Below are 15,654 nucleotides of genomic sequence, written 5' to 3'. Positions count from 1 at the left end.
ACTACTTATTGGCTAATATGAAATCAATCACTTTTTGCGTGTTCTGATACAAGAACTTACCGTCATATGGCCATAAATTAAGCTCGCTTGTAGGGCGTTGTTCCGTCAGCTTAATATCTGTTCTTGTCGACCATGAGCCTAGAACATTGTAAGGACGGAAGCCTTCAGCCGTACCATCGCTCTCTCCGGCCATCCAACGAATCAACAACTTGGCGGCATAGGTATGACTGGCCTGATCGGCCATGTACAGATAGGACGTGCCTGCAACAGACATTTTAGGCGCTGTATCGTATACAAATTGCATCTTGAAGCCTTTATCGATAATGTTCCGGGACTTGCTGGAGGTGGTTACGCCAAGCGGCGGATTTTGCTGACCGGCTGTACCGACAGCAGTTACGACATCATCGCTGGATTGCACAAATACCGGGTCATTAGCCAACAGGCGCTTGATAAATTCATAGCCGGCATTTTCGGTATCGTTCAGGACAATCTCCTCGCCATATTTCTCCTTATAAGCAGCAGCCATATCCTCGCTGCCCGCAACCATCGTCACCAGCAAATCCATCGTGTCGGCAGACAGCATCGGATCATCAATAACGACCTTGCCTTTCCATTTCTCGTCCGTCAGGTCCCACCAGTTGTTAACAGGGGCTTCACTGTAAGCTTCAGTATTGTAGAAAATTGTTCGTGTTGAGAAATAGAACGGCAAACCCGGTGAATCCTCAAAGCCCGGAGCTAGCTTGCTCACAATATCCTCCGGCATATAGGCATGCAATGCACCGGAAGTCACCAGTTCCTCCGATACGGTACCACCCGCATCCTTGATGAACACAACGTCTACATTATATAAACCAGCTTCCTGCTCACGCGTAATCTTCTCAATCATCTCATTTGTCGACATGTCATAGGCTTCAACCTCAATGCCCGGATACTCCGCTTCAAAGCTCGCCTTCACATCCTTGATCCGGCTTGATTGAGAATAGACGGTAACCTTGCCTTCTTGTTTGGCTTTCTCATAGAGTTCTGCTGTCGTCTCTGTCTTGTCCAGCTCTGCTTGCTCCAGCCAACTGCTTGCCGGGGCCGCCGAAGAGTTGGATGGTTCTTGCGAAGCTGTGGAATTAGTGGCAGATGGGGATGAAGCGGCTCCACATGCCGTAAGGGCAAGCGAGATAGCCAGTGTGCATACCAGGCTTGTCCAACGCGAATTCTTGTTCATGAACGAATAAAGCCTCCTAATATTGAGTAGTAGCCTCAGTATAGAAAGCTTATATTAAGCGGATATTAGCTAAGCGTTAAGTTTTGTAAATTTTATTTCATTTTATAATTTTGATTATTTTATTTACAAAAATTCCTCAAGCCCGTAACTATGTGACTCTTGCTCGTCCCCCCTTATTTTCGACACCTGTCCTATTCATTGACAATTGCTAAACGTGTGACTATACTAGCCTTTGTCTTCCCCAATCATCCCTCATGAAGAGTCAATAATATCTGAGATTGCATATAGATAAGGAGAAATGAATGACTCTAATTCAAGGTTTGGAGATAGCCGGCGGAATCATTGCTATCTATTTCATCGTTGCTATGATGTTTTTGTTCGCGTATATTTACTTCAAAAAAGGAAGCTGGAAAAAGTCACTTTTACATATCTTTATATCAATCCTGCTGCTAGTTATTGTCGTGATGGCCTATATGCTGCAAGGTCAGGCGGCTAATTCATCATCGAATGCTACCGGTTATGCAGCTACGGGTGCTGAGACTGGTCCGGGAAGCACCATTACGGATGAGATTAAGGAGATATTGTCCCACTCACCTGAAGAAGTAAGCGCGCGGGATTTGCTGGTGGTTACACGACTCGCCTCCGCACCGTTAACTGAAGAAGAAGCGACCGTTTATCGCGAGAAGATCAAGGAATTTTACATTTATCAAGGCTTACAGGTTCACCTCGGTACAGAAGCCGAGCTTGCACAGAAGTTTGAGGATTTGCAGGCCTCGGCTGGACAGAACTAATTTAGTGAAGGATTTTTCGTGAGGGAGTCCATCAATTTACATAGAGAAGGGAACGTTATCATTTGGCACAATTATTTTTCAAATACGGGGCTATGAACAGCGGCAAATCCATTGAAATTCTAAAGGTCGCTCATAATTATGAGGAGCAGAACAAGCCAGTATTACTGTTCACTTCGGCCGTGGATGATCGTGATGAAGTCGGTTATGTGTCTTCTCGGATTGGACTGCGACGGCAAGCTATTCCGATCTATGAGGATACAAACATTTATGATATTGTCCAGGGTCATTCACCGAAGCTGTATTGCATCCTCGTGGATGAATGTCAGTTCCTGAGCGAGAACAGCATCAAACAGTTGGTTCGTATTGTGGACGAATTGGATGTTCCCGTGATGGCCTTTGGTTTGAAGAATGACTTCCAGAACCAGCTCTTCGAAGGAAGCCGGATGCTGCTGATCTATGCGGACAAGATTGAAGAGATGAAGACCATTTGCTGGTTCTGCGCCCGCAAGGCGACCATGAACCTGCGGGTAGAGAACGGCAGACCCGTTTATACCGGAGAACAGATTCAGATTGGCGGCAGCGAGTCCTACTATCCTGTATGCCGCAAGTGCCACGCCAATCCGCCGCTATAGCCTATCTGTTGCTTGAACCAAAACGAAGGGACCTTAGCACCACTTTAATGTGGAAACTAAAGGTCCCTTTACATCCTGCATCTAATCCAGATCGTAAATTGTCCCGACCTTAAGGCCGTAGAGCTCATTGTATATTTTCTCAGCATAGGCATCGGTCATGCCCGCAATGTAGTCGATAATCATATGCTCCCAGGTCCAGATCGGCTTGGCCTTCTGCTGATCTCGGTCAAAGCGCCGCAGCCAATCGCCAGGGATAATTGATTTTGACGTTTCCGGATCTACGAACGCATCCCACAGCCGCTTAATGACCCAGGCGCTGCGCTTCTGGAGACGTTGCACCCGCAGATCGCGAATCATCGTCACCCAGGCAAAACTCTTAAGTACACTCACCGTACGCAGCATATCCAGGTTCTCTCGCCCTTCCTTCACGAACGTAACCTTCTGCCAATCTCCGTCCTCCACAACGCCCAGATTGCCTACAAACAGACTAACCCAATAGGCCTTGACCTCCCGGCGTGTACGTGAGTAATCCTGATCGCATATCGGCATCTTCTCGTTCCAGATACGCAAGAAGTCGTCCAGCACCTCTGCCACCTTCACCTCAATGCGGTCTGGTGTCCACCCATGCCAGAACGCATCCTCCAAAGTCATGATCTTCTCTACAATTAGCCGCTGGATGTTGGAATCCTTCAAAAAGTGTTCATGCACCTCAATCTTCCCCGCCTTGATTCCATCCTCCAGATCATGAGCCGAATAGGCAATGTCATCACAGAGATCCATTAATTGAGCTTCAAAGGTTTTCTTCCCCGCAGGGATGTTCCAGACATCCCGGATATGCGAGATGTATTCCCATTCGTGAAGATACAGCCCCTTCTTGTTGACCGTACCGGGATAAGGATATTTGTTGGTGCCCAGCAGCACGGCGTCGGATAGATTGAGGCCGTCGATATTCTCCCGCTTCTCCAGGAACATCATTAAGCGGAAATTGTGCGCATTGCCTTCAAAATGCTCATACTTCTGCCTCAGCGCTTCCCGAATCCGTGCTTCCTCCTGTTCCGATGCGGCTCCGCCCTTTAAAGCCTCCGCAGTTTTGTCCGCAATCAGCTTCTCCAGAATTTGGTCCAGCACCTCTTCGCCCTTATGACCAAATGGAGGATGGCCAAAATCATGACAAATCGCCGCGCATTCCACAACCTCGGGATCAATAACCAGACCAGGGTGGGCAGCCTTATCCGTCGCCAACGCCGGATAAGAACGCAGCAAGCTACGCGCCGCTTCTCTGGCGATTTGCGCCACCTCTAGCGAATGGGTCAGACGCGTACGATAATAATCGCCGGTCCCCGCTCCAAATACCTGTGACTTGCCTTGCAGGCGGCGAAAGGTCGGGGAATGAATCAGCCGCGAATAGTCGCGTTCAAAGGTGGCACGATGTGTCTCCTGCCCAATATTATCGGGATACTGCCGGTGCTCCCTTAACTCCTGAATATGCATGGGTTCGCACTCCTTTTCTTTCTCTACTATTTGTTATTGTATCCGCCTTGCTCCCGAACATAAAGTGTTCAGTTATATTTTTACCAACCGCATACAAAAAAGGCCAGCCCTTCGGCCAACCTGTCCTGTAGGCAGCAGTCCTATTCGCCGCCTTCTCTTCATATTTATAGGTGCTTGTAAATGTCCCCTAGGAGTAACCTAGCCGCCACAAATCGCATGTCCCGGAGCATTCGGTACTTCGCTGTCCCTCTCCGTCTTCTCTCCGCGCTTCGCTCTCCCAAGCATCAACCAGCAGACCCACATAATCCACTGACTTGGACAAGCTGAGACTTTCTCCGGTGAAGGAATATCGGCGGTCCTCCAGCAACGCATGAACCTCGATCTCTGCCGGGGGCCGGCCAAAAGCGCTATGCCAAAACACATTAGCCATGTGCACAAATGCATCGACCATCTCCTCATCATCCTCAACAAGGAACTTCTGTACCTTCATCTGCTGTGGATCGCCGCGCTCCTGCCATACGGCTTGAACAATGAGTGATAGCTGCATATCTAGTCCAGTCGCTTCGGTACTCCAATTCTCATACAAGGCCACCGGATAATCATAGATCATCATCCCTGTAATCAGGGTTAATTGTCCCACAACCTGATTATATACTTGCCAGTAAAGCAAAGGGTCGGGAAAATCACTCTGATTACGTGGCCATCGCCGATTCAACAGCACCTGGATCGGCGTATGGAGGCGAACTGCAGGGGGCAAGGTGAAGTAGTCATTGATGGCATGACCAACTGCGTATTGAACACGCTGCTGCCAGGTAATCCGCTGGCCCTGACCCCGCCCGGTTCCCGCCGATACCATCTTGTATGATCGAATCCAAGTCTCCAGTTCATAGTCCGCCACTTGCTTCATCATCATGTGCGTGGGATCGCCTCCAGGCTACGGGCGAAGCTAGCGCCAAATTCGTGGCACAACACCTTCTCCTCCGCACTTGGGCCATATTCCACCTTCAGAGGCTCCTGAACAATGACTGCACCAAATTCGCGAAGCCGCTGCTCCAGTTCATCCACAGCAGCACAATATAATCGGTAAGAGGTATCCCCGCTACCAAAAGCGGCGGAACGGCTGCCTTGCAAGTCCACTTCCTTCATCTCGTCGATAAAATCCTCGAATTCATCAGGAAGCTCGCCGTCTCCCCAAGTATAAGCTCCTAGCAAGTATGCATCATATTCCTTCAAAAGAACTGCGTTGCAGTCCTCCACCATCTTCAAGTCGGCTGTTGCTCCAGTACTGCGTATACCCTCAGCTATCAGTTCGGCCATCTCCTCCGTATTGCCGGTCAAGCTGGCATATACGATTACTACTTTACTCAACGGCTCCATCCTCCCATCAAAAATACATCTTATATCGAAGTATATTTGATAATGATTCTCATTGTCAATAAGAGAAAAAGCTGCCGGGTTGGCAGCCATACTGAAGTTATTCTATTCTTCCACCGATAATACCACCGGACAATGGTCACTACCCATCACACTGCAATGGATGTCGGCTTCGCTCAGCTTGGGCTCTAGACTGGAAGACACCAGGAAATAGTCAATTCGCCAACCAACATTGCGCTCACGCACCTTCGGCATATAGGACCACCAGCTATATACGTCTTCGCGGTCAGGATAGATATAACGGAACGTATCGATAAAGCCCGCAGCCAGCAAGTCCGTCATCTTCCCGCGTTCTTCGGTGGTAAAGCCGGAATTGCCAAGATTAGACTTAGCATTCTTGATATCTATCTCCTGATGCGCTACGTTCATATCCCCGCAGACAATAACGGGCTTCACTGCATCCAGGGATAAGAGGTAGGCCCGGAACCGATCCTCCCATTCCATCCGGTAGTCAAGACGGGACAAGTCCCTCTTGGCGTTGGGCGTATAGACCGTAACGAGATAAAAGCTCTCGAACTCAAGCGTAATAATTCTTCCCTCCGGCTCGAAATCCTCCTCCATGCCGTAACGCACAGATAGTGGCTCAACCCGCGTGAAAACGGCGGTGCCTGAGTACCCTTTTTTCTCCGCATAGTTCCAGTATTGCTTATATTCATCGCCCAAGTCGAGCTCGATCTGGCCCTCCTGCAGCTTCGTCTCCTGAAGACAGAATACGTCTGCATCCACTTCGCGAAAATAGTCCATAAACCCCTTGCCCACGCAAGCGCGCAAGCCATTCACATTCCATGAAACCAGCTTCATACCGCTCTCCCCTAAATGCCTGTTGTAGTTGGACTCTCAAACTCTATCATCCTGCTACAAGTATATCACAGGACGGTAGTGCATCGTGTTCATCGGCAGGCTTAGACATTAGGGTAGGCTTGTCCCTTCTTGACCACCTCAGCGTCGTACAGTTGAACGGTCGTACTCAAAATATGTGAGGGCGGCTGTTGTCCCCGACTATTCTTATGTCCCTGAATATGCGCATCGCTCTTCTCCCAGTTCTTCCAGGCCTCCTGCGACTCCCAGCGAATGATGACAACCACTTCTTCGTGTTCGGTGCTTTTCCGGTTGACCAGCACACTGATATCGACCAGGCCTTCCATTTGATCGATGGGGCTCTCGGCGTGGAAGCGCTCCAGCACCTTCTCACTGCTGCCCTTCTCAACCTCCATCGTTCTTGTCATGACGAACATTCAAGTCCCTCCCTATGCAAAATAATGGCGTACCCTTACCCTTGTTGTGCTAGAACAGGCTGCTCATACACGCCCGCAAGCTTGCGGCGCTTACGCAACACCGCTTCGGGTGGCGTTACAGGCGGGGCATAGGGATGCAATAACCACGACTTCACGGCATGGGTATCGGATACCTGGTACAATGGCGGCTCCTGCTTAAAGTCGATCTCCATCGCATAGGAGCTGCGCAGCGCAAAGGCATCACCATGCGGCGGACGAATCAAATCAGGTGGAGTGCCCGGAATGGCTGCCAGCTTCGCCCCGCCCTGCTGATCCAGGCTCGGCATTGAGGCCAACAGACCCCAGGTGTATGGATGGCGTGGATCATAGAAAATCTCCTCCGCTGTCCCCATCTCTACAATCTGGCCCGCGTACATGACCGCAACCCGATCTGCCATCTTCGCGACGACACCCAAATCATGCGTAATGAAAATAATGGCTGTACCAATCTTTCGTTGCAGTTCCTTCATCAGATCAAGAATTTGTGCCTGTATGGTTACATCCAGCGCTGTGGTTGGCTCGTCAGCAATCAAGAGCTTCGGATTGGCCGCCAAGGCGATAGCAATGACAACCCGCTGCCGCATCCCGCCGCTAAATTCATGCGGATATTGCTGGAACCGACGTTCCGGATTTGGAATGCCAACCAGGTCCAGCAGCTCAATCGCCCGGTTATAAGCCTGCTGCTTATTCATCCCTTCATGTAAATGCAGCACCTCGGTGATCTGCTTGCCGATCTTGATCGTCGGGTTGAGCGAAGTCATCGGGTCCTGAAAGATCATGCCGATCTCCTTGCCGCGAATTTTCTGCATCTGCTTCTCCGTCTTGCGGATCAGTTCCTGACCATCGAACCAAATTTCCCCACGTTTATATACGCCCTGCGGACGGGGAACAAGCTGCATGACCGCTTGCGAGGTGACACTTTTGCCCGAGCCGGATTCGCCGACTATGGCCAAGGTTTCTCCTTTGTTCACGTGGAAGCTGACGCCCCGAATGGCCTGAACCTCGCCCTCCCGCGTTTTAAATGAAATTGCCAAATCTTTAACTTCCAATAAATGCTCCATCTTCATCTATTCCTCGCTTTCCTTTGAATCCATCTATAAATCACTAATAATAGCTGCGACTTTACAGTGATAATGATTATCATTATTGAGTATAGCATGAGCAGCTTCCGATACTCAATCGGGAATCATCTGCCAGAAAAGAAAATACATCATTTTCCCCCTATGCAGTTCCAGCATCCTATGCTAATATACTAAATATGCAAAGATTCAGAGATATAAAATTTCAGATTTTAAGGAGTTTAGACGATGGATGCGAACTTGCAGCAGTTTAAAGCAGAATTTTTCAAAGCTCTCGCCCATCCGATGCGAATTCGTATTTTGGAGGTGCTGAGCGAAGGCGAGCGAAATGTCAATGAACTGCAAACGATATTGGGCTCGGAAGGGTCCGCCGTATCCCAGCAGTTAGCCGTTCTTCGCGCCAAGAATCTGGTCAATACCGTTAAGGAAGGAACGACGGTCGTTTACTCGCTGCGAGATCCGTTGCTTAAGGATTTACTTGCGGTCGCCCGGCAAATATTTGATAACCATTTAGTCGAATCGATTTCCCTACTGCAAGGGATTCGCAACCAAACATAGGATACCCCATTTTTTCCCCGCCGGGCTGCGGGGGTCTTTTTTGTTTTTCAGGAACGGTTGGCTTCATAACATGCAGATTTCTCAGAAAAGAAGGGTTTAACAGATGAAGTGGAAAGAAAGGCTCACTCATTATGACGCTGCAAAATTTCGCAAGGATCTGATCTCGGGGTGCATTGTCGGCATCGTCGCCATTCCCCTCGGAATGGCCTTCGCCATCGCTTCAGGAGTTAAGCCGGAATACGGCTTGTACACGACGATTATTGCCGGTATTCTAATCTCGCTCTGCGGGGGCTCCAAGTTCCAGATCGGTGGGCCAACCGGTGCATTTATTCCGATTCTGCTTGCCATCGTGCTGCAATATGGATATGAAAATTTATTAATTGCCGGATTTCTGGCCGGGATTTTCCTCATCTTGATGGGGGTACTCCGATTAGGAACTCTGATTAAGTTCATCCCCCGTCCGGTGACGATCGGGTTCACCGCCGGGATTGCCGTAACGATTTTCAGTGGACAAATCGGGAACTTCCTCGGCCTGACCGGCATGCAGCGACATGAGTATTTCTTTGATAACATGAAGGAAATTGTACTGCGTCTGCCTACCTTGAATATATACAGCATCTTAACGGCAGGGATATGCCTAGCTGCTCTGCTACTTACTCCTAAATGGTTGCCGAAGGTGCCCGCTTCGCTGGTGGGTATTCTTGTCTCTACCTTTGCCGCCATCTGGTTGTTCCCTGGCAAGGTAACGACGATCGGCTCCGCCTACGGTGTGATTCCCGGTGGCTTGCCCAGCTTCCATCCGATCTCGCTAACCTGGGACAACATCGTACCGATGCTACAGCCGGCCCTGATTATTGCTTTGCTTGGCAGCATTGAATCCTTGCTCTCCGCCGTGGTTGCCGATGGCATGACAGGCACCCGTCACAACAGTAACCGCGAGTTGATCGGTCAAGGGATTGCTAATATAGCCGCGCCGCTATTCGGCGGTATTCCAGCCACCGGAGCCATCGCCCGGACGGCGACCAACATCAAGAACGGTGCGGTATCGCCTCTGTCCGGCATTATCCACGGGATTGTGGTCCTGCTGGTCGTGGCCCTGTTTGCGCCATACGCTTCGAACATCCCGCTTGCCAGTATGGCCCCGATCTTAATGGTCGTCGCCTGGAATATGAGCGAACGCAAAGCCTTTGCGCACATGCTAAGAACACGTACGAGCGATACGCTGGTCCTGCTGGTGACCTTCCTCCTGACGGTGTTCGCTACGCTGACCGTGGCCGTGGAGGTAGGACTCATTCTGGCCGTCATTCTCTTCGTGAAGAGAATGGGCGACCTGTTAACGGTCGACAAGGTGTTGCCTGACCGCTCCTGTGCCGGGGAGAAAGTCATGGCACATATGGTCACCAAGGAACATGATTGCCCGCAAATTTCGATCTTCACCGTAGATGGTCCGCTCTTCTTCGGAGCCTCCCAGGCCTTTGACCGGTTCGTCGCTCAAATCGACAGCAATTTGCTGCGCGTGGTACTGATTCGCATGGGTAAGGTACCGTTCATGGATACTACCGGGGAAGCCAACTTTACTTCGCTGGTCAAGCAGCTCCAGCAAGCTGGCATTACCGTTCTTGTTTCAGGCTTGCGTATCCAGCCACGCAAACTGATGATGAAGACGGGCTGCTACGAATTGATTGGAGAAGCTCATTTCTTCGAGCACACCGGCGAAGCCCTGAGCATAGCACTTGATGAGATTCACCAAGACAAATGCCGCGGATGCAGGCACTTTGCCTTCCGGGAATGTCCCGCCCTCTGCGGAGCAGAGCCGGAGCGCCACAAGCTGTCCGATCGCAAGGGAGCCCTTGTCCGCGAGGATAAGGTTACTGTGTGATAACGCCCTAATTTAATAAGAACATCAAAAATGCAGCCCTCTGTCAAGAGAGCTGCATTTTATTTATTTCTGGAATAACTCACGCATGATAGCTGGGGAATCCACTTCATTTTTCACTCTGTAGGATGCACTCCGCTGAGGATATATTGATACACGCTTAGGTACGCATTATCGTAGAGCGTCAATCCGAATGTACGTACTTCCCTTTTAATCCTCATTCTTCCATTTGTTATCGCAATGTTAAAACTTTCAGTTCATTTTCAGTTCCCGTTAAGTGAACAATCAGCAAGCGCTGTTAGGATAAGGTCTGTAATTAATCAACGCGAGAAAAGAGGTGCTACCACATTGAACGCTAAGTTGAGATTTCGCCACGAGTTGAAATTCACGATTAACCGGCAGCAATATTTCATTATTCGCCAGCGTTTGACGGGCTTGATCCGCCACGATGAACATGCCGGGCACAACGGAGAATACCATATTCGCAGCTTGTATTTTGACGACATCGACGACTCGGCGCTGCATGATAAATTGGGCGGCCTGCGCGACCGGCGCAAATACCGGATTCGCATTTACGATAATCGGGATACCTTGATTCATTTTGAGAAGAAAATCAAAAACGGCGATTTTATCGCCAAGCTCAAGGAGCCGCTAACTCGGGAAATGTATGATTCCATTCTGAGCGGCAATATCGAGGTGCTACATGTGCCGGACAAGCCGCTGCTGATGGAGTTGTATCACGAGATGAAGCATCGTCTGTTGGCTCCTCGTGTGATTGTCGACTACGTCCGCGAGCCCTTCGTCTGCGAGAACGGCAACGTTCGGATCACGTTCGACAAGGAGCTGCGCACCGGCCTGCATGCCGTCGATATTTTTGACGAGAATTTACGACCCATTCCGGCGCTGGATGACCAATCGGTCATTCTGGAAGTGAAATACGACGAGTATATCCCGGAATACCTTCGGGCTGCCCTTCAGCTTGAGGGGCTGCGCCAGCAATCGGCATCCAAGTATGTCATTTGCCGCAAGTATCTAAAAACCAACTCATGGGAGGATTATTAAACTTATGAATACCACCGGAACCAACGATACAGCAACTACCTTCAGCGATATTATTAAAAGCTCGGTCCTGGACAATTTCAGTTCGAGCATCAGCATCTCGCAAATTATTATTTCCCTGGGCGTTTCGTTTCTCATTGGATTATTCATTTACACCTTGTACAAACGGGTATTCAGTGGGGTGCTGTATTCCAAGGGTTTTAACGTTTCGCTTATCGGAATGACGATGGTCACCGCCATGGTCATTATCGCGATCAATTCCAATCTGGTGCTGTCCCTCGGGATGGTCGGCGCCCTGTCGATTGTTCGTTTTCGGACACCCATCAAGGACCCGACTGACCTGATCTTCCTGTTCTGGGCTGCGGCCGCAGGCATCGTTGCCGGAGCTGGCTTCTACACGCTGGCTGCGATCGGGTCGGCAATCATTGGCTTGATCCTCTTCCTGTTCATCAAGAGCAGTTCCCTAGAATCGCCCTATCTGCTTGTCGTCAATTGCGAGAGCGATGAGAGCGAACAGCTTATCCATGCTCAAATCGGCAACTTGGTCAAACGCTATAATGTGAAGCAAAAAACAGTGACCCCCGGCAATATCGAAATGACGCTGGAGGTGCGCCTGCGGGAGCAGGAAGGACATTTTGTCAACCGTATTTCTGAGCTTGGCGGTGTTAAAAATGCGGTGTTGATTAGCTATAACGGCGATTATGTGGCTTAAGCGATACGGAGGTGACCCACGATGAAACGCCAAGGAACCAAGCTTCTGTTATGGCTATGCACCGGGCTTCTTTTCTTCGGCCTGATCGCCTGCGAAGCTTTGTATCAGAATCAAAATAGTGAAACTCCCCTGAAGTCAGGGGGTACGGCTGGCAGTAGCACGACGGTATCTGCGGAAGAGCAGTTGCTGGATGAAACAGTTTTTCCCAAAGACCAGGTAATTGATGTGAAAATTACGTTAGATTCCGATGATTTTCAAGATATGCTCGATAACGCCAGCGCGGAAGAGTTCAAAACAGCTTCCGTTGATTACAACGGTCAGCATTTCGACAATGTAGGCATTCGTACCAAGGGTAATTTAAGCCTGCGCAGCGTGGTGCAAATGGAGGATTCCGATCGATACAGCTTCAAGCTGTCTTTCGACGAGTATGTTAACCAGACCTTGAACGGTATCGAGAAAATCAATCTCAACAACAATTACAGCGATGCCTCTTATATGCGGGAATACTTGGCGTATGAGTTGGCCAAGCAAATGGGCTTGCCTACACCGAAATTTTCCTATGTGAATGTATACATTAATGACGAGTTATGGGGCTTCTACCTGGCGGTGGAGCAGATTGGCGACGCCTATCTGGAACGGCACTTCGGCAATGCTTATGGTGCGCTCTACAAGGGTGAAATGACCGGCACCGGGAGTGAGTTGACCTGGCTGGGCGACGATCCTGATTCCTATACAGGGCTGGCGCTCAAGTCCAAAACTACCAATGATGATATCTTGATTGACATGCTGGATGAGCTTAACAACGGTACCGATTATGAAAAATACATCAATGTATCGCATGCTCTTGGCTACATTGCGCTGAATGTACTTACAAATAATACGGACAGCTACATCGGCGGCAACAAGCAAAATTATTATTTATATGAAGACGAAGGTGTCTTCTCTATTCTGCCCTGGGACTACAACATGGCCTTTGGCGGTATGGGCGGCGGAGGCATGGGCGGTATGGGTATGAGCCGGGGGGAAGGACAGAACAACCAGCAAGGTCCTGATCGTGCCACCAGTGGCAACGAAGCCGCAGCCCCAAGTGATGAAGACAACGGAACTGGTGATGAGGCTAATTCTGAATTACCAAGTGCCGAGAGGGATGAGAACTCCGCAGGCATGAGGGGCGGTGGCCGTACGGAGCTGCTGATCGATGAGCCAACCCAAGGTGCAGTAGCAGAGCGTCCATTAGTAGCCAAGCTCCTTGCAGTCGAGACATACAAGGACGAGTATCACAATCTGTTGCAGCAGGTCATCGACGGATATTTGGCCGATGAGAATTTCTCTGCCCGTGTAGCAGAGCTGTCGGACATGATCTCCGCTTATGTTAAAGCTGATCCTACATCCTTCTACACCTATGAGGAATATCAGGAAGCGATTCCCCAACTGATTACCACCAATGCCAATCAAGTGGACAGCATTAGCCAGCAGCTTGACGGCACTATTGCTTCTTCCGGTGACGGATCGGGAAGCGGCGGTATGGGTGGCATGGGCGGCATGATGCCTGGTGATATGGGAGATAATATCGGTGGCGAAGAGATGCCCACGTTTGGTGCTCCCCCCAGCGACACCCCAGCACAGAACGGTGTAGCAAATACGACGCAGGGCGAAGTGCCCACCGCACCGGGAGAAGATGGGCAGCCGCCTACAGATGGGTCCACCAGCGATGTTAGCGACGAACAGGTGCAAGGTGACCTGCCTGCTGCCGAAAACAACGCTGGGCAACAAGGTACCATTCCCGAAGATGGCCGCGGCCGTGGACAAGGCGGCGGTTTCCCTGGAGGAGACGGAGGCGGTATGGGAGGCGGTCCCGACGGCTTTGGGCCGGGCGGAACCACGAGTTCAGCCGAAGGCCAGCGTGAAGCTGCCGTTGCCGGAAGCGCCTTGCTTGTACTTCTGGTGACTACCGGATTTGTTGCCTTCTTCCGTAGGAAGCGGCTCTAATGAATAAGAGGTGATGCTGGATTAATCAGCATCACCTTCTTCTCATTTATAGAGGATTTTATAATTGAAACAAGCTACCGTATCCGGGGAGCTTCTCTTTAATGCCATGGGCACGCATAGCCGCCCACAGGCTTGCTCCATTGCTGGTGATTACCGGAATGCCCAAGTCCTGCTCCAGTCGCTCTACAATTTCCATGGTGCGAAAGCCCGTACAACTCAGGAACAACAACTCCGTTTCCGGCGTAACCACTTCCTTGCCAAGACGATAACTGATATGAGGTGGATTTTTGCCTATATTTGAAGCCACTTCAATGCCTAGCCCCTTCAAATTAACAATCTCGTACCCCGCCGCCGTAAAATACCCTTTGGCCGCTTCATTTAAAGAGTCAATATAAGGGGTCGCAATGGCGATCTTCCGTCGCCCCATAGCCTCAAGCGCCAAGCGACAGGCATAGCTGGTTGTCAGTATTTTCGCACTAGCCAATGACTGAAGTCTGGCCCGAAACTGGTCATCCCATTCCATCCCTTGCAGAAAGCTGCCGGAAGTACAACCATAGATCATCACATCACTCAAACAACTTTCCAACTCATCCACCGCTCGCTCAGCGTTCACCGACATGGCCTTCAACCCTTCAGGATTGGTAGCCGTCAGCTTCACCCTCGTGGTATGCACAGAAATCCCCTCTGGCACCATTCTCGATAGCTCAGACTCCATCACCGTATTGGTCGAAGGCAAAATCAAACCAATGCGTTCCCTATATCCGTACATAGCGCATTACTCCCCTGTGTTTTATAGGCATTGTCTATTCTATTGTATATATACAAGGGGGTGAAGTAAATCATGTTTTTAAGGGAGTAAGAGATAGAACCGCTTTTAGGCGTAGATAGAGGCGTCGGTAGTCATTAGAAGAGAGGAACGCGTATTCCTAGTTTAGGGCTTGCCTGTGCTTTAGCGGATTACTTTGAAGTTAGTCTGAACCATCTCGTCGGGCGTTCTAATAATTCTTCAATGATTTAATACTTGAGTTTATATCTTTTAATGGTGGTATCTAACCATAATCGCCCTATTTAATGTATCGGTACAGCGTTATTCAGGTTATACATCAATGCATTCTAAGTACGTACAACAATTTCAAGAAATCATTATACGGGTATTACTTAGGTTAAATGTGTTATTGGTTGAATGATGGGTTCATTCAGCACTGGGTGGCCCCCACCCATAAAGGAAGCCTTGAAAGGCATGAAGCCAATCAAGGTTCTTGGAAAGTCAATCGGGACTTTTTAAGCATTTACCTACTAATTCTGCTGCCTCATACCCGTTTGGTTTAAGATTTAAGGAAATAGTATCTTTATTTGTTTGTGGATTTTTATAACTCATATGCACTACATTATTAATCACATATTCTCTTGAATTATCATTTGAATCTACCAGTATATTCCCATTAAGTACGCCTGAATATTTACCTGTAATCACAACAACATTGGCGCTCTCTACATACATTGAAAATTCAACATCTACAGAAAACATTTTTTTTCACCACCT

The 15,654-nt window shown here is 49.5% G+C and carries 16 protein-coding genes; 7 read left to right on the top strand and 9 right to left on the bottom strand.

Annotated elements, in window-relative coordinates; all coding sequences use genetic code 11:
- Position 1: 1 nt before the first annotated feature.
- Positions 2 to 1,216 carry an ABC transporter substrate-binding protein gene (locus tag BN3279_RS10285; protein ID WP_059050565.1) on the bottom strand — a complete coding sequence of 405 codons (1,215 nt, stop codon included), beginning with the start codon at positions 1,214 to 1,216 and terminating at the stop codon, positions 2 to 4.
- Positions 1,217 to 1,518: 302 nt separating this feature from the next.
- Here BN3279_RS10285 and BN3279_RS10280 point away from each other — a divergent pair, with 302 nt between their 5' ends.
- Positions 1,519 to 2,007: a hypothetical protein gene (locus tag BN3279_RS10280; protein WP_059050564.1), complete on the top strand. Its 489-nt coding sequence runs from the start codon at positions 1,519 to 1,521 to the stop codon at positions 2,005 to 2,007.
- 62 nt (positions 2,008 to 2,069) lie between these two features.
- A complete protein-coding gene (locus BN3279_RS10275) occupies positions 2,070 to 2,639 on the top strand; it encodes a thymidine kinase (RefSeq protein WP_059050563.1) in 570 nt (189 codons plus the stop codon).
- 81 nt (positions 2,640 to 2,720) lie between these two features.
- On the opposite strand, the gene BN3279_RS10270 is transcribed toward BN3279_RS10275, so the two are convergent.
- The 6 genes from BN3279_RS10270 to BN3279_RS10245 all read right to left on the bottom strand — a co-directional run bounded on the left by BN3279_RS10270 (position 2,721) and on the right by BN3279_RS10245 (position 7,899).
- A complete protein-coding gene (locus tag BN3279_RS10270; protein ID WP_059050562.1) occupies positions 2,721 to 4,130 on the bottom strand; it encodes a deoxyguanosinetriphosphate triphosphohydrolase family protein in 1,410 nt (469 codons plus the stop codon).
- A gap of 187 nt (positions 4,131 to 4,317) precedes the next feature.
- Positions 4,318 to 5,040 carry a hypothetical protein gene (locus BN3279_RS10265; RefSeq protein ID WP_059051783.1) on the bottom strand — a complete coding sequence of 241 codons (723 nt, stop codon included), beginning with the start codon at positions 5,038 to 5,040 and terminating at the stop codon, positions 4,318 to 4,320.
- Positions 5,040 to 5,507, bottom strand: coding sequence for a flavodoxin (locus BN3279_RS10260; RefSeq protein ID WP_082673023.1), 468 nt, complete (start codon positions 5,505 to 5,507; stop codon positions 5,040 to 5,042). Before BN3279_RS10260 ends, BN3279_RS10265 begins: the two co-directional genes overlap by 1 nt.
- Before the next feature lie 102 nt (positions 5,508 to 5,609).
- Complete coding sequence (locus tag BN3279_RS10255) at positions 5,610 to 6,365, bottom strand: exodeoxyribonuclease III (protein ID WP_059050560.1); 756 nt, start codon at positions 6,363 to 6,365, stop codon at positions 5,610 to 5,612.
- Positions 6,366 to 6,466: 101 nt separating this feature from the next.
- Complete coding sequence (locus BN3279_RS10250) at positions 6,467 to 6,799, bottom strand: antibiotic biosynthesis monooxygenase (RefSeq protein ID WP_059050559.1); 333 nt, start codon at positions 6,797 to 6,799, stop codon at positions 6,467 to 6,469.
- 35 nt (positions 6,800 to 6,834) lie between these two features.
- Entirely contained in the window at positions 6,835 to 7,899 is a 1,065-nt protein-coding gene (locus BN3279_RS10245) for an ABC transporter ATP-binding protein (RefSeq protein ID WP_059051782.1), read from the bottom strand.
- A 246-nt stretch (positions 7,900 to 8,145) separates the two neighbouring features.
- Between BN3279_RS10245 and BN3279_RS10240 the strand changes: the two genes are divergently transcribed.
- The 5 genes from BN3279_RS10240 to BN3279_RS23395 all read left to right on the top strand — a co-directional run bounded on the left by BN3279_RS10240 (position 8,146) and on the right by BN3279_RS23395 (position 14,111).
- A complete protein-coding gene (locus BN3279_RS10240) occupies positions 8,146 to 8,475 on the top strand; it encodes an ArsR/SmtB family transcription factor (protein WP_018753832.1) in 330 nt (109 codons plus the stop codon).
- 103 nt (positions 8,476 to 8,578) lie between these two features.
- Entirely contained in the window at positions 8,579 to 10,354 is a 1,776-nt protein-coding gene (locus tag BN3279_RS10235; protein WP_059050558.1) for a SulP family inorganic anion transporter, read from the top strand.
- 345 nt (positions 10,355 to 10,699) lie between these two features.
- Entirely contained in the window at positions 10,700 to 11,413 is a 714-nt protein-coding gene (locus BN3279_RS10230) for a polyphosphate polymerase domain-containing protein (protein WP_059050557.1), read from the top strand.
- Positions 11,414 to 11,417: 4 nt separating this feature from the next.
- Positions 11,418 to 12,122 (top strand): DUF4956 domain-containing protein, encoded by a 705-nt coding sequence (locus BN3279_RS10225; protein WP_059050556.1) that lies wholly within the window; start codon positions 11,418 to 11,420, stop codon positions 12,120 to 12,122.
- 21 nt (positions 12,123 to 12,143) lie between these two features.
- Positions 12,144 to 14,111: a CotH kinase family protein gene (locus BN3279_RS23395; protein WP_082673021.1), complete on the top strand. Its 1,968-nt coding sequence runs from the start codon at positions 12,144 to 12,146 to the stop codon at positions 14,109 to 14,111.
- A 58-nt stretch (positions 14,112 to 14,169) separates the two neighbouring features.
- On the opposite strand, the gene BN3279_RS10215 is transcribed toward BN3279_RS23395, so the two are convergent.
- Positions 14,170 to 14,880, bottom strand: coding sequence for a maleate cis-trans isomerase family protein (locus tag BN3279_RS10215; protein ID WP_059050555.1), 711 nt, complete (start codon positions 14,878 to 14,880; stop codon positions 14,170 to 14,172).
- A 498-nt stretch (positions 14,881 to 15,378) separates the two neighbouring features.
- The gene (locus tag BN3279_RS10210; RefSeq protein ID WP_059050554.1) at positions 15,379 to 15,639 is read right to left on the bottom strand and encodes a hypothetical protein; all 261 of its coding nucleotides are present in this window, start codon (positions 15,637 to 15,639) and stop codon (positions 15,379 to 15,381) included.
- Between the last annotated feature and the right edge of the window lie 15 nt (positions 15,640 to 15,654).

Source organism: Paenibacillus senegalimassiliensis (assembly GCF_001486585.1).
Classification (GTDB): Bacteria; Bacillota; Bacilli; order Paenibacillales; family Paenibacillaceae; genus Fontibacillus; species Fontibacillus senegalimassiliensis.
The sequence above is the reverse complement of the archived record's forward strand: the minus strand, read 5'-3'. Positions and strand labels throughout refer to the sequence as shown.

Excerpts from the sequence above, each read along its gene's own strand:
- BN3279_RS10285 (WP_059050565.1), bottom strand. The coding sequence starts at position 1,216 with ATGAACAAGAATTCGCGTTGGACAAGCCTGGTATGCACACTGGCTATC.
- BN3279_RS10280 (WP_059050564.1), top strand. The coding sequence starts at position 1,519 with ATGACTCTAATTCAAGGTTTGGAGATAGCCGGCGGAATCATTGCTATC.
- BN3279_RS10270 (WP_059050562.1), bottom strand. The coding sequence starts at position 4,130 with ATGCATATTCAGGAGTTAAGGGAGCACCGGCAGTATCCCGATAATATT.
- BN3279_RS10265 (WP_059051783.1), bottom strand. The coding sequence starts at position 5,040 with ATGATGAAGCAAGTGGCGGACTATGAACTGGAGACTTGGATTCGATCA.
- BN3279_RS10260 (WP_082673023.1), bottom strand. The coding sequence starts at position 5,507 with ATGGAGCCGTTGAGTAAAGTAGTAATCGTATATGCCAGCTTGACCGGC.
- BN3279_RS10255 (WP_059050560.1), bottom strand. The coding sequence starts at position 6,365 with ATGAAGCTGGTTTCATGGAATGTGAATGGCTTGCGCGCTTGCGTGGGC.
- BN3279_RS10250 (WP_059050559.1), bottom strand. The coding sequence starts at position 6,799 with ATGTTCGTCATGACAAGAACGATGGAGGTTGAGAAGGGCAGCAGTGAG.
- BN3279_RS10245 (WP_059051782.1), bottom strand. The coding sequence starts at position 7,899 with ATGGAGCATTTATTGGAAGTTAAAGATTTGGCAATTTCATTTAAAACG.
- BN3279_RS10240 (WP_018753832.1), top strand. The coding sequence starts at position 8,146 with ATGGATGCGAACTTGCAGCAGTTTAAAGCAGAATTTTTCAAAGCTCTC.
- BN3279_RS10235 (WP_059050558.1), top strand. The coding sequence starts at position 8,579 with ATGAAGTGGAAAGAAAGGCTCACTCATTATGACGCTGCAAAATTTCGC.
- BN3279_RS10225 (WP_059050556.1), top strand. The coding sequence starts at position 11,418 with ATGAATACCACCGGAACCAACGATACAGCAACTACCTTCAGCGATATT.
- BN3279_RS23395 (WP_082673021.1), top strand. The coding sequence starts at position 12,144 with ATGAAACGCCAAGGAACCAAGCTTCTGTTATGGCTATGCACCGGGCTT.
- BN3279_RS10215 (WP_059050555.1), bottom strand. The coding sequence starts at position 14,880 with ATGTACGGATATAGGGAACGCATTGGTTTGATTTTGCCTTCGACCAAT.
- BN3279_RS10210 (WP_059050554.1), bottom strand. The coding sequence starts at position 15,639 with ATGTTTTCTGTAGATGTTGAATTTTCAATGTATGTAGAGAGCGCCAAT.